Annotated in this window: 16 protein-coding genes; 6 read left to right on the top strand and 10 right to left on the bottom strand. The window is 60.3% G+C overall.

Annotated elements, in window-relative coordinates; all coding sequences use genetic code 11:
* The first annotated feature begins 7 nt into the window (after nt 1-7).
* From HWE01_RS14200 to HWE01_RS14180, 5 genes are all read left to right on the top strand, one after another.
* Nucleotides 8-1,048 carry a branched-chain amino acid ABC transporter permease gene (locus HWE01_RS14200; protein WP_241822154.1) on the top strand — a complete coding sequence of 347 codons (1,041 nt, stop codon included), beginning with the start codon at nt 8-10 and terminating at the stop codon, nt 1,046-1,048.
* Nucleotides 1,045-2,838 carry a branched-chain amino acid ABC transporter ATP-binding protein/permease gene (locus HWE01_RS14195; RefSeq protein ID WP_241822153.1) on the top strand — a complete coding sequence of 598 codons (1,794 nt, stop codon included), beginning with the start codon at nt 1,045-1,047 and terminating at the stop codon, nt 2,836-2,838. The genes HWE01_RS14200 and HWE01_RS14195 overlap by 4 nt, the downstream gene beginning before the upstream one ends.
* Entirely contained in the window at nt 2,835-3,590 is a 756-nt protein-coding gene (locus tag HWE01_RS14190; RefSeq protein WP_008332226.1) for an ABC transporter ATP-binding protein, read from the top strand. The genes HWE01_RS14195 and HWE01_RS14190 overlap by 4 nt, the downstream gene beginning before the upstream one ends.
* Before the next feature lie 63 nt (nt 3,591-3,653).
* Nucleotides 3,654-5,429 (top strand): acyl-CoA dehydrogenase, encoded by a 1,776-nt coding sequence (locus tag HWE01_RS14185; protein ID WP_241822152.1) that lies wholly within the window; start codon nt 3,654-3,656, stop codon nt 5,427-5,429.
* Complete coding sequence (locus HWE01_RS14180) at nt 5,407-5,892, top strand: MarR family winged helix-turn-helix transcriptional regulator (RefSeq protein ID WP_008332229.1); 486 nt, start codon at nt 5,407-5,409, stop codon at nt 5,890-5,892. Before HWE01_RS14185 ends, HWE01_RS14180 begins: the two co-directional genes overlap by 23 nt.
* Before the next feature lie 21 nt (nt 5,893-5,913).
* Here HWE01_RS14180 and HWE01_RS14175 read toward each other — a convergent pair whose 3' ends face one another.
* Nucleotides 5,914-6,174 (bottom strand): hypothetical protein, encoded by a 261-nt coding sequence (locus HWE01_RS14175; protein ID WP_008332230.1) that lies wholly within the window; start codon nt 6,172-6,174, stop codon nt 5,914-5,916.
* A gap of 287 nt (nt 6,175-6,461) precedes the next feature.
* Between HWE01_RS14175 and HWE01_RS14170 the strand changes: the two genes are divergently transcribed.
* Nucleotides 6,462-7,985: a methyl-accepting chemotaxis protein gene (locus HWE01_RS14170; RefSeq protein ID WP_008332231.1), complete on the top strand. Its 1,524-nt coding sequence runs from the start codon at nt 6,462-6,464 to the stop codon at nt 7,983-7,985.
* On the opposite strand, the gene HWE01_RS14165 is transcribed toward HWE01_RS14170, so the two are convergent.
* From HWE01_RS14165 to HWE01_RS14125, 9 genes are all read right to left on the bottom strand, one after another.
* Nucleotides 7,915-8,634: a T6SS phospholipase effector Tle1-like catalytic domain-containing protein gene (locus tag HWE01_RS14165; protein WP_241822151.1), complete on the bottom strand. Its 720-nt coding sequence runs from the start codon at nt 8,632-8,634 to the stop codon at nt 7,915-7,917. The two genes, HWE01_RS14170 and HWE01_RS14165, sit on opposite strands and share 71 nt — an antisense overlap.
* Before the next feature lie 16 nt (nt 8,635-8,650).
* On the bottom strand, nt 8,651-9,142 hold the full coding sequence (locus HWE01_RS14160) for a DUF3304 domain-containing protein (protein WP_081486084.1): 492 nt from the start codon (nt 9,140-9,142) through the stop codon (nt 8,651-8,653).
* 74 nt (nt 9,143-9,216) lie between these two features.
* Nucleotides 9,217-9,666, bottom strand: a complete 450-nt coding sequence (locus tag HWE01_RS14155; RefSeq protein ID WP_008332233.1) for a hypothetical protein — start codon at nt 9,664-9,666, stop codon at nt 9,217-9,219.
* Complete coding sequence (locus tag HWE01_RS14150) at nt 9,656-10,585, bottom strand: DUF4123 domain-containing protein (protein ID WP_241822150.1); 930 nt, start codon at nt 10,583-10,585, stop codon at nt 9,656-9,658. Before HWE01_RS14150 ends, HWE01_RS14155 begins: the two co-directional genes overlap by 11 nt.
* An 18-nt stretch (nt 10,586-10,603) precedes the next feature.
* Entirely contained in the window at nt 10,604-12,844 is a 2,241-nt protein-coding gene (locus HWE01_RS14145) for a T6SS phospholipase effector Tle1-like catalytic domain-containing protein (RefSeq protein ID WP_241822149.1), read from the bottom strand.
* Nucleotides 12,841-13,635, bottom strand: coding sequence for a DUF3304 domain-containing protein (locus HWE01_RS14140; protein ID WP_050978130.1), 795 nt, complete (start codon nt 13,633-13,635; stop codon nt 12,841-12,843). Before HWE01_RS14140 ends, HWE01_RS14145 begins: the two co-directional genes overlap by 4 nt.
* 80 nt (nt 13,636-13,715) lie before the next feature.
* Nucleotides 13,716-14,483 (bottom strand): DUF3304 domain-containing protein, encoded by a 768-nt coding sequence (locus HWE01_RS14135; RefSeq protein ID WP_034351036.1) that lies wholly within the window; start codon nt 14,481-14,483, stop codon nt 13,716-13,718.
* Complete coding sequence (locus HWE01_RS14130) at nt 14,480-15,430, bottom strand: DUF4123 domain-containing protein (protein WP_241822148.1); 951 nt, start codon at nt 15,428-15,430, stop codon at nt 14,480-14,482. The genes HWE01_RS14135 and HWE01_RS14130 overlap by 4 nt, the downstream gene beginning before the upstream one ends.
* Complete coding sequence (locus tag HWE01_RS14125; protein ID WP_241822147.1) at nt 15,427-18,372, bottom strand: type VI secretion system Vgr family protein; 2,946 nt, start codon at nt 18,370-18,372, stop codon at nt 15,427-15,429. The genes HWE01_RS14130 and HWE01_RS14125 overlap by 4 nt, the downstream gene beginning before the upstream one ends.
* Nucleotides 18,373-18,382 lie beyond the last annotated feature (10 nt).

The raw sequence follows: 18,382 nt of genomic DNA, 5'->3' as shown, positions 1-18,382 counted from the left end.
CCGATACATGGACTCCTCCATTGCCGCCATCCTCACCCTGGATGGCCTGACCAACGGCATCGTCTATGGCTTGATCGCCATTGCACTGGTGCTGGTCTTCACGGTCACCCGCATCCTCTTCATTCCGCAGGGGGAATTCGTCGCCTATGGCGCGCTCACCCTGGCCATGCTGCAACAGGGCCAGCGTCCCGGCCCGCTGTGGCTGCTGCTGGTGCTGGCCGTCTGCGCGGCCGCCATGCAGGGCGCGGCATTGCTGCGCGCCGGCCAGCTTGCCCTGTTGCCGCGCGCCTTGCTCGGCACCCTGGGTGTGCCGCTGGCCGTTGCCGCCCTGGTGTGGTGGGCAGCGCCCCATCAGTTCTCACTACCGGTGCAGGTCCTGCTGACATTGCTGCTCATTACCGCACTCGGACCGCTGATGTACCAGGTGGTCTATGAATCGATGGCCGATGCCAGCGTGCTGCAACTGCTGATCGTCTCGGTCGGCATCCACCTGGCCATGACCGGGCTGGGGCTGGTGTTCTTCGGCGCCGAGGGCTTCCGCACCCCGGCCTTCTGGGATGAACGCTGGGACCTCGCTGCGCTCACCCTCAACGCCCAGACCGTGGTGGTCGTGGCGGCTGCGGCGGCCTTGCTGGTGGCGCTGTGGCTGTTCTCCGGATACACGCTGTATGGCAAGGCCCTGCGTGCCACGGCGGTGAACCGCCTGGGCGCGCGGCTCATGGGAATCTCCACGACGCTGGCCGGCAAATTGTCCTTTGCCGTCGCAGCGTTTATCGGTGCTCTGTCGGGCGTCTTGATCGGTCCGATGAGCACCATTTTTTATGACTCGGGTTTCCTGATCGGCCTGAAGGGTTTCGTCGCCGCCACCATCGGTGCGCTGGCGAGCTTCCCGGCGGCGGCAGGCGGCGCGCTGCTGGTGGGCTTGCTGGAATCCTTCAGTTCCTTCTGGGCCAGTGATTTCAAGGAGGTCATCGTGTTCCTGGCGCTGCTGCCCATCCTGCTGTGGCGCTCGCTGGTCACGCCCGCGCATGACGAGGACGAGGAATGAGCATGAACAAACGACTCCCTCTCTACGCCCTGCTGGTGGCACTGGCGCTGTTCCCCATCCTGCCCACGCCGCAGTTCTGGGTGATCCAGGCCAACTACATCGGACTGTACGCGCTGGTGGCCATCGGCCTGGTACTGCTGACCGGTATCGGCGGCATGACTTCCTTCGGCCAGGCAGCCTTCGTCGGCATGGGTGCCTACACCACGTCCTATCTGACCACGGCGCACGGGATCTCACCCTGGCTGACACTGCCGGTGGGTCTGTTCATCACCGGCGTATCGGCCTATGTGCTGGGGCGCATCACGCTGCGCATGTCCGGTCACTACCTGCCGCTGGCCACCATCGCCTGGGGGATCAGCCTGTACTTCCTGTTCGGCAAGGTGGATTTTCTGGGCAAGTATGACGGCATCTCCGGCATCCCCCCGCTGCAACTGGCGGGGCTGGACCTGTCCAAGGAACGGCACCTGTACTACCTGACCTGGGCCATCGTGCTGGCGGCGGCCTGGGTCTCGCTGAACCTGCTGGATTCACGCGCGGGCCGCGCCATCCGCGCCCTCAAGGGGGGCCGCTCGATGGCCGAGGCCATGGGGGTGGATACGGGACGCTACAAGATCCTCATCTTCGTCTTTGCCGCGCTGCTGGCTGCTGTGTCGGGGTGGCTGTTCGCGCACATGCAGCGTACCGTCAATCCGTCTCCCTTCAGCCTGGCCATGGGTATCGAGTATCTGTTCATCGTGGTGGTCGGCGGCATCGCCCATGTCTGGGGAGCGCTGCTGGGTGCCGGGGTACTCAAGCTGCTGTCGGACCAGTTGCAGGTGCTGCTGCCGGCACTGCTGGGTGATGGTGGCAGTTACGAGAGCATCGTCTTTGGCCTGATCCTGATCCTTTTGCTGAAGTATGCACGCGGCGGCCTGTGGCCCTGGGTGCGCGCGCTGTGGCTGCGCGCCTTCCCGCCCGCCCCCCTGGCGCTGCGCGTGGCCGCCGCCGCCCCGCTGGACAAGCGCAACGGACCGGCGCGCGGTGCGCCGCTGCTGGAGGTAGACCAGATCAACAAGCGCTTTGGCGGACTGGTGGCGGTCAATGATGTGTCCTTCAAGGTCAAGGCGGGCGAAATCGTCGGCCTGATCGGTCCCAACGGTGCAGGCAAGTCCACGACCTTCAATCTGGTCACGGGTCTGCTGCATGCCAGCGGTGGTCGTGTCAGCTTCAATGGCCGCGACATCGCCGGACAGCCCGCGCGCGCCATCGCCAGGCTCGGCATCGCCCGTACCTTCCAGCACGTACGACTGTTGCCGGGCATGACGGTACTGGAAAACGTTGCCCTGGGCGCGCACATGCGCAGCCAGCAAGGCTTCCTGCGCAATACGATCAACGCCATGCTGCATCTGGAACGCGCCGAGGAAAAGGCCCTGCTGGACGAAGCCGCACGCGCCCTGCATCGCGTCGGCCTGCAGCATCTGATGCACGAGCAGGCCGGTAACCTGGCGCTGGGGCAGCAACGCATCCTGGAGATCGCACGCGCCCTGTGCTGCGATCCGCTGCTGCTGTTGCTCGATGAACCGGCGGCGGGCCTGCGCCATCTGGAAAAGCAGGCGCTTTCCCGGGTGTTGCAGGAACTGCGCGCCGACGGCATGAGCATCCTGCTGGTGGAACATGACATGGAGTTCGTCATGGAACTGACCGACCACATCGTGGTGATGGAATTCGGCGCCAAGATCGCCGAAGGCACACCGCAAGAGATACAAAGGCATCCCGCCGTGATCGAAGCCTACCTGGGTGGAATCGAATGAGCGAACTGGTCCTCGACGTCGCGCAATTGCGCGCAAGCTATGGCAAGGTGCAGGCCCTGCATGACATCAACCTCAGGCTGGAGCGCGGCAGCATTGCCACCGTGATCGGGCCCAATGGTGCGGGCAAGTCCACCTTGCTCAACGCCATCATGGGCGTGATGCCCGCGCAAGGCGCGGTGCATTACCAGGGCCAGGCCGTGCAACGCTGGAGCCTGGAGCAACGCGTGATGGCCGGTATCGCCCTGGTGCCGGAGCGACGTGAACTGTTTTCCACCATGAGCGTGGAAGACAACCTGCTGCTGGGCGGCTTTCGCCGCGTACGCTTGCGACAGGCTCAACCACTGGATCAACTGGCCACTGTCTTCGACCTGTTCCCGCGACTGAAGGAACGCCGCACCCAGCAGGCCGGTACGCTCTCGGGCGGTGAGCGCCAGATGCTGGCCATCGGACGCGCCATGATGGCCAAGCCGGCACTGCTGATGCTGGATGAACCCAGCCTCGGGCTGGCACCGCGCATCGTCAAGGAGATTCTGCATATCGTTTCCGAACTGCGTACGGCCGGCATCTCGGTACTGCTGGTGGAACAGAATGCGCGCGCGGCCTTGCAGACGGCCGACTATGGCTATGTGCTGGAACTGGGCAAGGTCACCATGCAGGGCGAGTCCGCGAAACTGGCGGGAGATCCGCAAGTGATCCAGGCCTACCTGGGATTTGGCAAGAAGGCGGAAACCGAGGTGGCGACAGCCTCCTGAGACCTGGCGTTTTCTGCACCACAGTATGCAAAAACAACATAAGAAAGAAGCGCGACGAAAGGAATGACGATGAGCTATGCCCCACCCCTGCGCGACTTCGCCTTCGTCCTTGATGAAGTGCTGCAGGCTCCGCAGCTCTTGCGCGCCCTGCCGGCCCACGCCGAATTCGATGGCGAACTGATGATGCAGGTACTGGAAGAAGCCGGACGCTTTGCCGCCAATGTGGTGGCTCCCTTGAACGGTATTGGCGATCGGGAGGGTTGCCGTTTCGAGAATGGAGCGGTGACCACACCGCCCGGATTCGAGCGCGCCTATGCGCAATTCTGTGCGGGTGGCTGGCCGGCCCTGGCCTGTGCGCCGGAACACGGCGGCCAGGGCTTGCCGCATGTGCTGGATTGCGCCCTCCATGAAATGCTGAGCGCAGCCAATCATGGCTGGACCATGTATCCCGGCTTGCTGCATGGGGCCTATGCCTGCCTGGCGGCGCATGGCTCGCCTGCGTTGCAGGCACGCTATCTGGAGAAGATCGCCAGCGGCGAATGGCTGGCCACCATGTGCCTGACCGAAGCCCAGGCTGGCAGCGACCTGGGCCAATTGCGCACACGTGCCGTGCCGCAAGAAGATGGCAGCTATCGCCTCACCGGCGACAAGATTTTCATCTCGGGAGGCGAACACGACCTGACGCCCAACATCTTGCATCTGGTACTGGCCCGATTGCCGGATGCGCTGCCAGGCAGCAAGGGCCTGTCGCTGTTGCTGGCACCGCGTGTGCTGGACGATGGCCGGCGCAACGGCGTGCACTGTACCGGCATCGAACACAAGATGGGTATTCACGGTAGCGCCACCTGCAGCCTGCACTTCGAGCAGGCGCAGGCATGGCTGGTCGGTGAGCCCGGACGCGGGCTGGCTGCGATGTTCGTGATGATGAATGCGGCGCGCCTGCATGTGGGCGCACAAGGGCTGGGTCTGGCCGAGGCGGCCTGGCAGCGCGCCAGCGCCTATGCGCGCGAGCGTCGCCAGTCGCGTGCGCCGGGTTCTTCCGGCAATGATCTGATCGTGCGCCATCCCGCCGTGCAGAAGCTGTTGATGGAGCAGCGCTGCCGCATCGAAGGCGCGCGCATGCTGACCTGCTGGGCCGGGCTGCTGCTGGATCTGGCCGCACATGACTCCGATGCGGTGCTGCGTCGTCGTCATCATGAGCGACTGGAATTGATCACGCCGGTCATCAAGGCTTTTCTCACCGATCAGGGATTCCAGTGCACCAGTCGCGCGCTGCAGGTCTTCGGGGGACATGGTTATGTGGTGGAGACCGGCATCGAACAGTTCATGCGCGATGCCCGCATCACCATGATCTATGAGGGGACCAACGAGATCCAGGCGATCGATTTCCTGATGCGCAAGGTGCTGGGTGATGAGGGCCGACGGCTGGATGATTTCCTCACGCTGGTGCGCGCGGACATCGACGATGGCAAGGTGCTGGGAGATCAGGCCGGATTGCTCGCAAGCGCTGTGGATAAATTAACAGGATTCGCTACCCGTATCGCCTCGGCGGCAGTGCAATCGCCTTCCCTGCCCTATTACGTGGCCGATGAAATGCTGCGCCTGACCGGCCATGTGGCACTGGGCTGGATGTGGCTGCGCGCCGGGCGACGGGCGATATCGGCCATGGCGTCGGACCCGGCCTGGTACGGCGGCAAGCGGGATGCCGCGTGCTATCATTTCGCCTTTGTGTTTGCGGAAGTCCACCAGTTGTCCAGCGTGATCGAAGGCTGCCTGGCGACCGGGCTGCCGCCTCTTCCCACCGACCTGGACCACCATGCTGCCCAAGAAGCCGGCTGATTTCGATTCCGACGAAGATGCAGCGCCAAGCGCGCCGCTGGACCAGCAACTGCTGTTGAGCCTGGTCGGCTACAACTGCCGCCGTGCCTACATCACCATCATGCCGTTATTCGAAAAACGGATGGCCAAGTTCGCATTGCGGCCAGTGGATTTCACGGTGCTCAGCCTCTTGAAGGCCAATCCCGACATCAACCAGAAGCGCCTCTCCAAGGCCATCAACGTCTCCCCGCCCAATCTGGCGACCTTGCTGGACAAGCTGGAGCAGCGCGGGCTGGTGCTGCGCCAGCGCAATCCTCAGGATCGCCGTTCACAGGTACTGGCATTGACGCCGGCGGGCATGCGCATGTGTAGCAAGGCCGAGCAGACCGCCATCGAACTGGAACTCAAGGCCACCGAGATGTTGTCCGATGCCGAGCGCGCCCAGCTCATCGGCTTGCTGCAGAAGATGTTCCTGCCGCAATAAGCGGCCTTTTTCATTCCATTCTCAACGCAGGAAGACCAGCTCGGCATAGCTGGGGTTGGCGTGCGCGCGCTGGTATTGCTTGAAGTCTTCGATGACCTGTGCGCGGGTCAGTCCTTGCTGTGGTTGCTGATCGGCAGCCGCAGTACGCGTTTGTTGCGCCGGGATGCTGGTGGTCGAGGTGGGCCCGGCCTTGACCGGTTCGGCTGCATAGGCTGCCTGCACTGCGATGCTGGCCACCGAAAGCGTGGCGGCGAGGACGAGTTGGCGTGTGATCTTGTTCATGTTCTGCTCCCTGGAATGCAAGCGGATGCTGCACGGTGCGTATCGCTTATGAGTGCTTCATTCCCATGGAAGAATCTTATTATTTCCTTTCTTCAGGAAAAACCTGTAATCCGGTAATGCTCTGTTGCGGCTCCAGAAAGAATGCCGCCAGGCATCTTCTCCCTTTGCTGGCAGCTGGTATGACAAATGATGAGTTGCAAGGCTTTTACCTGCCTTCATTGGCTTTGCGTCAGGGTCAGCAGGCGTCAGAATCGCTAAATCTTATAAATAATTTTCAGGGAACAGGCATGAAAATCGGTACCCGTCTTGGCGGCTCCTTCCTGCTCGTCACGCTGCTGGCGTGCGTGCTCATTGCAGCGTCCATCGTGACACTGACCCGGATCGGGCGTCAGTGGACCGGTTTTTACAGCACCGTACTCGGCAAGCAGGCTTACGCTACCCAAGGCTACATCAAGGTGGGTGATGGCGTGCACAACTTCAAGGACTATGTAATACGCGGCAAGGACTATGACAAGCGCTTCCTGGCCGATATGGATGACATTGCGCGTCTGACCGGGGAGTATCGCAAGCTGGGGATTGCGCAGCCCAAGGAAGAGGAGCTGCTGGAGAAGATTGGCGCCGGAGAACGCCAGTACCGCGAAGCACTGGCCAAGGCCCAGGCCATGAAAGCGTCCGGCGCGTCGGTAGCCGAAGTCGATGCCGCCATCAGTGGCGCGGACAAGGCACTGGGGGCGGGCTTTGCAGGCTTGTTGGCAATTGCGCGGGAAAACGCCAACAATACCGGCGAAGAAATCTCCGGTGCCATCCACGACGGTCAATCCATCGAGCTGGGGGTAGGTGCAATGGTGGTGGTGCTGGCGGCGCTGCTGGCCACCTTGGCCACGCGTTCCATCACACGGCCCATTGGCGAGGCGGTGACCATCGCCAAGACGGTTGCCGCAGGCGACCTGGGCAGCCGCATCGAGGTTACGCGCAAGGATGAGACCGGTGAACTGTTGCAGGCCCTCAAGGACATGAACGGCAGCCTGCAACGAGTAGTGGGTGGCGTGCGCATCGGCAGCGATACCATCGTCACGGCCTCTACCCAGATCGCCGGGGGCAATCTGGATCTGTCGGCCCGCACGGAACAGCAGGCCAGCTCGCTGGAAGAAACAGCTGCGGCCATGGAACAGATCACCTCCACCGTGCGCCGCAATGCCGATCATGCGCGCCAGGCCAATGCGATGGCGGGATCGGTGTCTGAAGTCGCTTCGCGCAGCGGGCTGGTGGTGTCGGATGTGGTAAGCACCATGGACGAGATCCAGGGCTCGGCCCGTGAGATTGCCGAGATCATCAGCGTGATCGATGGTATCGCGTTCCAGACCAATATCCTTGCCCTCAATGCGGCGGTGGAGGCGGCCCGGGCGGGCGAGCAGGGGCGCGGCTTTGCGGTGGTTGCCTCGGAAGTACGCAGCCTGGCACAGCGTTCGGCGACCGCGGCCAAGGAGATCAAGGACCTGATCGGCAACTCGGTGCAGAAGGTGGAAGCGGGCAGTCAACTGGTCAGGAATGCGGGTGCGACCATCGAGGAACTGGTGGTGAGCGTGCGCAGTGTGACGCAGATCATGAGCGAGATTTCCGCCGCCAGCGGCGAACAGGAAGCCGGCATCGAACAGGTCAATCAGGCCATTGCACAGATGGATACGGTGACGCAGCAGAATGCGGCGCTGGTGGAAGAAGCAGCGGCAGCCACGGAGGCGCTCAAGGAACAGGCGCGCAGGCTGGCGGAGTCGGTGAGCGTGTTTCGGCTGGGGGTGGGGAAGATGGCTTGAAGAGAGAAAGATGCGCCGTGCAACTAACGCTGGGCAATCTGGCGCGGCGCATCTGCTCCGGTGCGTTCAGCAGATAGCCGGGCACATTCCACTGTCCGACTTTCATGTCCGCCGTTGCTGCATAGGCGTTGCCACCCGCCAGCATGGAAGAACTCATGAAGTTGACGAGTTGGCGTCGTTGCAGGAGGTCACCAAAAAGACCCGCTCCTGTCAGATAAGTGTAGACGGCATCGAGCAAAAAGGTGATGCCCCAGTTGATGCGATCCGCTCCCATGAAGCCAAACGCATTTCCGCCGATGTCGGTTCCCAATTTGCTGTTGTCACCAATCTCTGCAAAGGGTGTTCCCACACCCTGCATGTAGGATTTAAAGAATCCGTTTTTTGGCTCATCGAGATAGGCATCGTATAGTCGCGCGACATTGCTATGCTTGTTCCGCTGCCGCTGTGTCGCCGTCTGTTTTTCCTCTACCCACTTGTCATTGTTGCCGGTTCCATCAAAGAACATGCCGACGAAGATCTGCCCCTTGCATTCAGTACTTCCCCGAGACCGCAGACAAGCCAGCGCCTTGGCACGCTGCGCGGCCTCCTTGGCAGAAAATTTTCGATGCCCATTGCTTGGTACCGGACGCCCCGTGTAAAGCATACTCATGCTCATACTCCCGCAACTAGTTTGATCCTGGCTTCAATTCAGCCTCTGGTCCTTTCAACGGATAGTCAGGGTGCCAGAGCGCGAGGTTCGTAGCGAATACTTTCACCTGCCCATCCCGCAAGAAATGTACCGAGAGGTGACCCGCCTGTTCCGATGTATATTGCGGCACAGGCACTGACCAGGAACGCTCAACCGGCTCCCCCGCACCATTCACGGTGCGGACATTGACGTTCGCCATCAGTCCCGCACGCCAGTTCTTTGGGACACTGATACAGCAGATATAGCCTCCGCCACCCTGTCCGGCTGCGATGTAGCCACCCGCAGCGCGCTTTCCCGGTATGACGGTGACATCAAAGTCCGATATACCAAAGGCAGTATGGTTATAGCCGACCAGTTCCATCCCCAGCTCGGGCGCTTCCTTCTCTTCACATCCGCCCAACATGATGAGTAGAGACAGCAGCAACATGTGGAGCAGGGACTTTCCGGACATCTTGATGATGTATTCCATGGATATATTTCAAAGTAACGAAAACTCTATCGGACGATACGAGGCTCTATGCTCTGGCAGCGTTCATCGAAGGGCTAACGACTGCTGCCATTGACCGCGTTCTCCCACAACGGCTGCCCGCTATCGTACACACGTTGCGGAAGGCCGATGAGGGCATCACTGAATTGGTCCGAAGAAGCCGGCGGATGCGCCATCACCTGCTTGAACTCGGGCTGCTCGAGACCCTTGCCCGAGGTGTACAAGGCCAGCAGCACGTAGGCGGTCTGACGATCGATATCCTTCAGGCCTGCGGAAACCGCCCGCTTCTGGTACTGCGCGACGAAGCGCTCCAGTTTTTGTGGTTCAACCAGGGCCGTTTCGTCGGGAATCACGAACTTGAGATGCGCCACCAGGGCCTTCAGATCGTCATTCGTCTGGGCATGCGCGCGTGGACAAGACATGGCCAGCAGCACCACCATTCCCAGTACCAATACCAGTACCCATTGCGGAAAAATAATTTTTTTCTGCCAGTGTTCATGCGACATGCTCGTTCTCCCAAAGAGGTGGCCCTGCTTCCCAGACTTCACCAGGCATTTCCTGCAGGGCATCGAAATAGGCTGCCAGTGAATCAGGCGGATGCTGCATCAAGGCCTTGACCGCAAGATGCTCAACACCAATGCCGCTGGTGTAGAGTGCCAGCAACACGTACTGCGTCTGCCGATCGATATCATCCACGCCGGCGTCGCGCGCACGCTGCTGATAGGTGGCGACGAATTCCACCAACGTGCGTGTGGGCAAGGCATTCGTCTCATCAGGGATCACGAAGCGCAAATGCGTGAGCAGGGCATCGAGATCCCCGGCGTCCACCAAAAGAACGAACTGACGGTCATCCAGTCGCACCAACGGTGCATCCAACGGCAAAGCTTGGCTGGGCGGATGGATCTGCGCGCTTTGGTAGAGCGTCCGTGCTTCGCCGAAACGGTCCACGAAAGCCAGGCTGAGCATGCCGCCCGTGAATAGCGCCAGTTGATCCTTGGACAAAGCCTGTATCCAGATCGGCAGGATGCGCGTGTCATACCAGCGCATCATCATGACTTGCCCATCGCTGAGACTCACGTGGTGGAAGTTGCGCAGATGTGCTGCAAAGTCATGCAGGCCGAGCGAGCTCTCATACCAGCTCAGGCAAGGCGCGCCAAAGCCGAGCTGAGAGATCCAGCGCACGAGCCTCAATGCACGCTGCTCATCCAGTCCCGAGAGGGGAAGCAGAAGAGGCGCAATTTCAGGCAAGGCTTCTTCGCGCTTTCCCTCAAACAGCGAGGTATAAGGAACGTGCATGGACTGCAGCTTGAGATGGCTCGCCTCGGCCTGCGCCGTATCGAGCAGAAGGAAGGCTTGGTGGCCGCGTTCACGACATGCCTGCGCCCAATGCAACAGCGCCAGCGGATCGTCATGCACGTCACTCATGGCATCAGTCCCGGTGTTCTAGTTCGGGAGAACAAGCGCATTGCCCTGCAACCGCCGCACCGCTGCGGCATTCATGTCGTCGCTCTTCCTGGTCTCCTCTTCCTTCTTGGCATCGGTCTTGCCGAAGGTATCGATGGCGCGTGTCTGGAAATACAAGGTGGCAGAGAGAACATGGTCGTGCCAGCTGGTGAGCATGGTGTCATGCACCAGCAGATCGAACAGGGCCATCACTTTGTCCGGCAGCGGGTTCTTGCCATTGGTGGCATTGATCCAGGCATCGGCCAGCGTGAGCTCCCCGGGCGACATCAAAGGACGTGCCGGTTTGTAGGTCGGTTTCTGGCCCGAGGGGTCCACGAAAATGGCCGCATGCTCGTCAACGTACTTCTGCCATTTCATCTTGCGTTGGGGTTCGTCGTCCTGCTGTTTCTGATAGCGGGCCCGCTGCGCAATGACCTCCTGAGCTTCCTTGTCCAGGCGCTCCCAGACGCTGACAAAGGGGCGGTGCACTTCCAGGATGGTGTCTGGCATGTTGCGGGTTTCATCATCCTGAGCCGCGAACAACTCGGCCATCGCCCGGCCATAGCCTTCGCGGTCGGTCGATGCCGTGCGGCGCGCCTCTGCGAACGCCTTCTCCGCACGCTCACGCCGTTCGCGCCGTTGATCCTGGGCGGCGCGCACCGCGTCTGCATGGGTGGTCACGGATTCGCGAAATTCCTTTGACTGGTAGCGTACGGCCAGCCAGGAAATGAAGACGCTCATGTGCTTGAGAAAATCCAGGCCTGGCGCGCGCGGGACGACGGCGCGATAGGCGTTGACCAGTTCCATCATGCGGTAGCTGGATTTGTCGTCGACGATGGGGGCCGCCAGGGAGAACTTTTGAAATGTCTCAGTCTTGTAAATCGCAAGATCCTCCATGCGGTCCATCATGACGCCCGAAATCAGCGCCTCATGGAGCATGTCCCGCAGAGGAACTCGTTGCAATTCCCCACGGAAGTTGAGCGTTCCATCCGGGGAACCACCTGTGACGTCTTCGCTGGTACCCGGATAAAGATATTGTTCTCCGCGAGTTTTTTCCAAGCTGTCGAGGCGTTGATAGAAACGTAGTTCATGAGCCGCCGCGAAATGTACGCAACGCTGTACAGCCGGCGGTATTGCCAAAGCACGATCGCCGTAGTTTTGCTTGATCACACCGACCAGAGGCAGAAAACCGATGAGCTTGTTTTCCTCCATGATCGAAGCGACACTATCCAGCAACCCGACGAACTTGATTTCGATCAGGCTACCGTCAATGGCCAAGTCCTGCTCATTGGCGCGCTTGTAGATACGAGCGAGTTCATTGACGAATGTTCGCGCGATGACACATCCCCGGTCGGCACCAAAGACACTGACCTGCATGCGCTGAACCTTGGGAATCTTGCCCTTGGCATCCGCGTAGGCGGCCTTGAACTGGTCCAAGGCCGCACTGAGCCTCACGTCAACGCCGGTTCCAAAGAGACTGGCACTGGCGGCACTGTCGCGGACCATGGGAATGGAATCGGCCACCACATCGGCCATCAATACCTTGGCGGCAGACCAACTGGCTTTCAAGGGATTTTTCTTGAGGTCATACAGGAAACCTCGCAATGATGCCTTGCCACGCATGACCCAACGATCACCGCTGGCCATGGTCAGCATTCGCCGCGCATTACCGGGCAAGGCCTTGGTTTCCTTGATTACGTCCTTGTAAGCCTTGACCACTGGACGGAAAGACATCTCAGTCAACGAGTCCTTCAATACCTTGCCGCCCAGCTTCATCGGATCAGTAACACCAGTTACTGTCTTTACGGACTTTTCCACACGATCGTAGCCTGCGATCTTGCTCGCCGCAGACAGGGCGACGCCCCCGGCATTCTTCGCAATCTTGGTAGCGGCGCGGACAAGATCACGATTAGCTGCATCCTTATTGAGAGGCGTCCCTAATCCTGAGTAATAGAAGCTATACCAGAACTGATTGTCTGGCCGACGAACATCTTCGTTATCTCTGTGCGCTTCCCACAGACGGCAGATATTCGAATAACGGGATGTCTGTGGATCATCCATATCTCGATTTCTGCCGAAGCCATCAAAAAAGAATCCGACGTGTATATCAGCTTGGCAAGCAAGTTTCTCTGCCTCTTTCTGCTTGGCCCTCGCGCCTGCCATCTTTATAGCAAGGTCCGGCGGGGAACGATCTTCCTGAGCTATTCTGGAAGGATCTCTTTCTCCGGTAGTACGAGTCATGGTTGCTGCTCCTTGCCACTGACAGAAAAAGTCTTGATTTGATCTACAGCGGCCTCTGGCAGGTTCTTCATTTCTCTGCCGAAATCACCCGATTTTCCCTTTGTGTCTTTTAGAATCTCCTGCACCTGCGGAAATCGGTCAAATCCGGGGTTAACCAATAAATAGAACCTAACAAACTGCACCAAATCCTCGGAGTCCGTAAGACGATATTTTTTCCATGCTTCACTGGCAATCCGTGCCGTCCGCCTGAACAATTCTGCTTCATTCAGTTTTCCTGCCGGATCAATTTTTTCCCCATATTGCTCCAGAAGCGTTCGATGGACGGTTCGATAACTGATCCGCGAAGCTCCCAAGTCACTCCTGAATTCAGGCTCGACATGAGCATCTGGGTAAAAATGTAATCCTAATATTCTGGTACCGGCGTTTCCTTCCAACTTGGTCGGAGGAAGATGGATATCTTCTTTAAAACTAATATATTGAATTGGCTTGTAAAGGTCCTTGGAGGCGACGTCTGCGTCATACATCTTCCACTCAACGCTAAATTCCGTGCCTTGCAATTGATAGCAACAGCTAAGTCTGCCCGCACCAGAACCCGGCATCAAATCTCCGCCGCCGCTGGCCTGATTTCCATACTTGTCGGTAATAACAAATCTGGACAGGTTATAAGGCGTGTAATTGAAGGCCTCAATACTCAAGCCGCTATAAGTCGGTTCGGAGGAAAGTCCATCACATCCTACCAACGCCACTACCATCGCAACCGCACTGAACAGGGCGCCGCCAATTTTTTTCATCCCATCTCCTGTTATCTCAATTTCGTGTTCACGCGGTTTCAGCGAAAACCTTCATGATCAATCCGGCCTCCAATTTCCCGCTAGGGGATCTGGCGTATCTCGGCAATAGTCGAAGCGGGCAATTGTTTCATCGCCGCCGCAAAAGCGCCCGGCTTTCCCTGTGTTTCTTGCAAGATCTTCTTCACTTGCGGATGTTCATCAAAGTTCTTGTTTACCAACAGATTGAAATACACATACTGCTCCAGGTCCGCATCATCAATCAGGCGAAGCTTGATCCAGCCCTGCCCTGCGATACGGGCCGTGCGCCTGAAAACTTCAAAGAGGTTCAGCTGACCATCGGGATTCATCTGATTGCCGTACTTCGTCACCAAGCGTTGATCAATTGCGCCAAAGTTGAAGCGAGATCCGCCGAGGTCATTCCTGAATTCAGGCTCGATGTGACCGTCCGGATAAAAATGCAAACCCAGAATCCTGGCACCTGATCCTCGGCTGATATTGGTCGGAGAAATATGTACCTTTGCAGTCGACTTGATCATCTTGATCGGTGCGTAAATATCACGTGAGGCGATATCAGCATCATACGCATCCCACTCCACTTCGAACTCGGTCCCCTTTAGTTCATGGCAGCAGGACAAGCTCCCTTCCCCCGAACCAGGTGGCAAATCACCACCACCTGAACCTTTGTTTCCGTATTTGTCTTTGATCACAAAGCGGTCAAGGTTGTAAGGCGTGTAGTTGAACGCCTCAAGACTCAAGCCACTATAGGTCGGTTCGGAAGAGAATCGATCACATCCCGCCAGCACTACCAGCAGCGCTCCAACAGCAATTTTCATTATTACTACGCTCATGCAGCCGCATCCTCTCTGCCGACAAGCTCTTCCTTATCCCACAAGGGAAGATCAACCGCATAGATCTCATCGGGAAGCGCCTGAATCGCCGCAGCGAAGGCCTCGAACCCGGCAGGCGGAGCTTGCAGCAAGGAGGCGAAGGCAGGGTGCAGCCAGGCGGCACCCGAGGTGTACAAGGCAGGCAAGAGACACTGAAGCTGACGCTCGGCATCGTCTATCCCCGCAGCACAGAGCTGGTCGACATGTGCCTGCAAAAACGCAGCCAAGCGTCCGCGCGCCACACGCGCGAGCTCCGGGGCAATCAGCGACTGCAGACGATTGATCAGGATATCGACTTGGGAGGACTGCATCAGCTGCGCCAACTGCCGGTCATCGAGTTGCACCAATGATCTGCCCAACGCAGGTTCGGACAGGGGCGCAATACGCTCTGCCTGGCGGTCCTGGAAAAACGTCTGCACACACGCCGTTCGGTCCAGGCAGGACAGGCTGACCAGCGGTGCGCAGAACTGCGCATGTTGCTGTGGCGTCAGGCAACCCAGCCATTGCGGAAGAATGCGGGTATCGTACCAACGCAACAGCATGGTTTGTCCCTCACTCAGATCCACCGTGTGGAACAGCCGCAGATGGGCTGCCAGCGCATCAAGCGGCAACGGTGATGCCATCCAGGACAGGCAAGGATGCTCAAGACCCATCGACCATAGCCATTCACACAGACGCTGCAAGCTGCTGTCCTGCGCGCTGTCCAGATCGATCAGCAAGGGGGCGATCTCGGGCAGGACGGCTTCCTGTCGTCCTTCAAACAATGAGGAAAAACGCTGGCCCTGCAGGGGCCGCTGTCGGAACGCGCCTTCCACCGGTGCACTGTCGAGCAGAGCAAAGCGATGAAGCCGAGCTTGCGCAGGCGCTCTGCACCAGTCCAGCAGAGGCTGACAAGGGTTATCGGTCATACCAGTATTCCCGGCGCACCCTGCTTCATCGCGGCCAGAATGCAGTCCTTGCAAACGCTGTTGGGCAAGACAGGCATCGGAACCTCCTGCCGCACCGGCCCCTGGAACAGCTTCTGCGCAGCATGAATAGTGAGCTTCCCCGGACACTGCACCGTAATATTGCCGCCCTCGATGGTGATGTTGGCCCCACCCGCAGTGGACAGCGTGATCTTCTTGGCCGCCGCCCAATCCACACTGGTCTTGGCACTCACCACGCTCACCTGATCGCGCGCCTGTACCGCCAGCGTATCGGCTTGCGCCTGCACATCGATATTCTGTTGCGCGGCGATCATCTGCAAACCCGCTCCACCCTCGCCCGCAGCAACGGCGCCGGCCAGCACGCCCAGGGCCTGCCCGCTGCGCATGCGCAGCTGGTTGCCGCTCACATGCTGGCTGTCGTGGCCGGACATCAAGCTCACCGTCTCGCCATTGGCCAGTTGCAGATGCTGGCCCACGACCACGCCCAGGCCTTCCCTGGCAGCGATACCGATCAGGGCGGAGGTGCTCTGCGGCAGCTTGCCCTCGCCCGTCTGCGTGTTGGCGGCCGCCACGTCCTCGCCGCTCTTGTCGGGCACGCCATCGACCATGCCGGCTGCAGCCGTGCGAATGGCTTCCAGGGGCGCGGCACTGTCGTTGATGACGCTGGCATTGGCCTGCGCCGGGCCGACATGGCCGGCCAGCGCGACGGTCTTGTGGGTCACCGCCGCTTCATTGAAGGTCTTGCCCAGCAGCGTGGCCTGCTTCAACAGGGCCATGCCGCCGGCATTGTCACCGGCCGGGTCGCGGCTGGAGGCGCCATGTTGGATCTGGTAGCTGGAGAACAGAATGCCGCTGCCCGCGCGGATCGCCCCATAGGCATCGGTGCGCAGTTCCGCACCGGTACCGCGGAAACTGCCGCGATAGTTGTCCGCCGTGTGGACAAGATGACCGAGGTTGAGTTCGGACGCCGCCTGCGAAGTCTTGAGCTGGATGCGGCCCTGGGCATCGGTATCGTCGAACAGCAACTGGTTGTAGCCGGCCCCGCCAAATTCCTTGGAACGAATGCCCCACTGCGCAGCAGCGCTGCGATGCCCGTCGCCATCCTGACTGCCGCCGTGCCATGTCGGCGCATTGCCGCCGGCCAGATTGCCCTGGCCACTGGGAGAAAGATCGCTGGCACTCATGAAGACCTTGTTGCGCTCCTGCTCGCCACCCTGCGCTGCTTCGCCTCCCGGCGTGGGCGCGGCAGAACCTTCACCCTGGCCGTTGTAGAGCGCGCCCAGGATGACCGGGCGATCGATGTCGTCTTCCAGAAACTGCACCAGCACCTCCTGTCCGATACGCGGCAGGAACTGCATGCCATTGCCGCCACCGGCCGAGCGCTGCGCCACGCGCACCCAGCAGGTTGCAGCGGCATCGTTGTTGCGGCCCTGCCAGTGGAAACGGATGCGGACCCGACCCAGGCGGTCGCAATGAATCTCATCGCCGCCGTTGGCCGTACTCTGTCCATCGGGACCCACTACGATGGCACTCTGGCTGCCCCGGGCGGTGGCCCCCGCGTGGCGATACAGGCCAGTGCCATCTGCCAGCACCGGACGCCATACGACGTCCGCGCGTATCGCCTCGAAAGCGTTGGCGTAACCGAGCTTGCGCGCCTGGGAGATGACTGCGTCGAAATCGGCGCGCTCGCTCATGGCGGCAGCATCAGGATGCTGGCTGCCTTGCGCAGTCTGGTGCTGCGACTGGCATGCGACCAGGCATTCTTCCAGCAGTGGGGGTAGCGGACCGAACAGTTCGGCCAAGCCTTCCTGCGCATCTTTGGGTAAATTATTTATACCCACACTCGCGACCGACAATACCGCGTATTCGGGGGACTTTCCGGTTGCTGCGGAAAGGCCCAGCGGGCCTTGGGCCAGCGTGAAGCGAGTGCCCGGACGCAGGGTACGCACGGTGCTGCGCGCCTGCCACAGCTTGTTGCGCGCCTCGCTGGCTTCCAGGTGCAGCCGCGCGTAGCGGTCGGCCTCGGCAGCACTGCGATAGGCGTAGAGTCCGGGGCTATCGTAGCTTTCCAGGCGCGGCGCATCCTGGTGGCCGAACTCATGGCAGGTCGGCATGCTGGTGGCGACCGCCTGCTTGCTCTTGTAGTCATAGGAAAGCAAGGTGAAGGATGCCGGCTGCAAGGTCCGGCGCGCAGCCAGGGCCTGGATGCTGTCCTGTTCCTCGCGGGCAGTACCGGCATGGAAGCGGATGCCCTGCCCGCCCAGCTCGGCAGCACTGCTGGCATCCTCGGGGAAGACGGTGGCCCGGGAAGAATCGGCAAACAATACCAGCCGGTGCCCGGCACTGGCCTCGGCGAATTCCTCGACACGCCAGGACAAGCCCTCGGCCGCCAACAGGCGGCTGACGAAATCGAGATCGCACTCACGGTATTGCACCGTATAGCTACGCGGCGGCAGGTCCTGCAGAAAGGACATCACTTCGTCCGACCACTGCCAGGCCGCATGCGGGGCATAGCCGCCGAACACGTCCTCGACGATCTCGACGACGCTTTTGTCCTGCCACACGCGGCTGTTGCGTGATTGGCTCAGCAACCAGATCCAGTGGACCAGGCGCAGCCGGTAACGGGCCAGCCCTCCCTCACTGCCGAGCTTGGCGGCTTCGTTGACCAGCCCCGAGAAGCTGGCACTGGAACCGTCGGCAAGGCTCACCTGCAAGCTGGCCCGTTGACCGATCAGCGTGTTGAGCGACAAGCCGGCGTCCAGGCTAAGGGCGATCACCTCGCGCAAGCCGACGGCATGCAGACCTTCGGAGGCGGCGAAGGCTTCCACCAGCAGATCGCCGGTAGCGACACGCTCTCCCAGGGAGAGCCGATAGAGACGGGTCGCGCTGGTGAATTGCACCAGCTGGTTGAGCAGCTCAGACATCGGTCACCGA

The organism is Herbaspirillum sp. C7C8 (assembly GCF_022627875.1).
Taxonomy (GTDB): domain Bacteria; phylum Pseudomonadota; class Gammaproteobacteria; order Burkholderiales; family Burkholderiaceae_D; genus Herbaspirillum.
This window is presented reverse-complemented; position numbering and strand designations above follow the sequence as displayed.

Coding starts and splice junctions, on each gene's coding strand:
- HWE01_RS14200 (WP_241822154.1), top strand. CDS start 8: ATGGACTCCTCCATTGCCGCCATCCTCACCCTGGATGGCCTGACCAAC.
- HWE01_RS14195 (WP_241822153.1), top strand. CDS start 1,045: ATGAGCATGAACAAACGACTCCCTCTCTACGCCCTGCTGGTGGCACTG.
- HWE01_RS14190 (WP_008332226.1), top strand. CDS start 2,835: ATGAGCGAACTGGTCCTCGACGTCGCGCAATTGCGCGCAAGCTATGGC.
- HWE01_RS14185 (WP_241822152.1), top strand. CDS start 3,654: ATGACGATGAGCTATGCCCCACCCCTGCGCGACTTCGCCTTCGTCCTT.
- HWE01_RS14180 (WP_008332229.1), top strand. CDS start 5,407: ATGCTGCCCAAGAAGCCGGCTGATTTCGATTCCGACGAAGATGCAGCG.
- HWE01_RS14175 (WP_008332230.1), bottom strand. CDS start 6,174: ATGAACAAGATCACACGCCAACTCGTCCTCGCCGCCACGCTTTCGGTG.
- HWE01_RS14170 (WP_008332231.1), top strand. CDS start 6,462: ATGAAAATCGGTACCCGTCTTGGCGGCTCCTTCCTGCTCGTCACGCTG.
- HWE01_RS14165 (WP_241822151.1), bottom strand. CDS start 8,634: ATGAGTATGCTTTACACGGGGCGTCCGGTACCAAGCAATGGGCATCGA.
- HWE01_RS14160 (WP_081486084.1), bottom strand. CDS start 9,142: ATGGAATACATCATCAAGATGTCCGGAAAGTCCCTGCTCCACATGTTG.
- HWE01_RS14155 (WP_008332233.1), bottom strand. CDS start 9,666: ATGTCGCATGAACACTGGCAGAAAAAAATTATTTTTCCGCAATGGGTA.
- HWE01_RS14150 (WP_241822150.1), bottom strand. CDS start 10,585: ATGAGTGACGTGCATGACGATCCGCTGGCGCTGTTGCATTGGGCGCAG.
- HWE01_RS14145 (WP_241822149.1), bottom strand. CDS start 12,844: ATGACTCGTACTACCGGAGAAAGAGATCCTTCCAGAATAGCTCAGGAA.
- HWE01_RS14140 (WP_050978130.1), bottom strand. CDS start 13,635: ATGAAAAAAATTGGCGGCGCCCTGTTCAGTGCGGTTGCGATGGTAGTG.
- HWE01_RS14135 (WP_034351036.1), bottom strand. CDS start 14,483: ATGAGCGTAGTAATAATGAAAATTGCTGTTGGAGCGCTGCTGGTAGTG.
- HWE01_RS14130 (WP_241822148.1), bottom strand. CDS start 15,430: ATGACCGATAACCCTTGTCAGCCTCTGCTGGACTGGTGCAGAGCGCCT.
- HWE01_RS14125 (WP_241822147.1), bottom strand. CDS start 18,372: ATGTCTGAGCTGCTCAACCAGCTGGTGCAATTCACCAGCGCGACCCGT.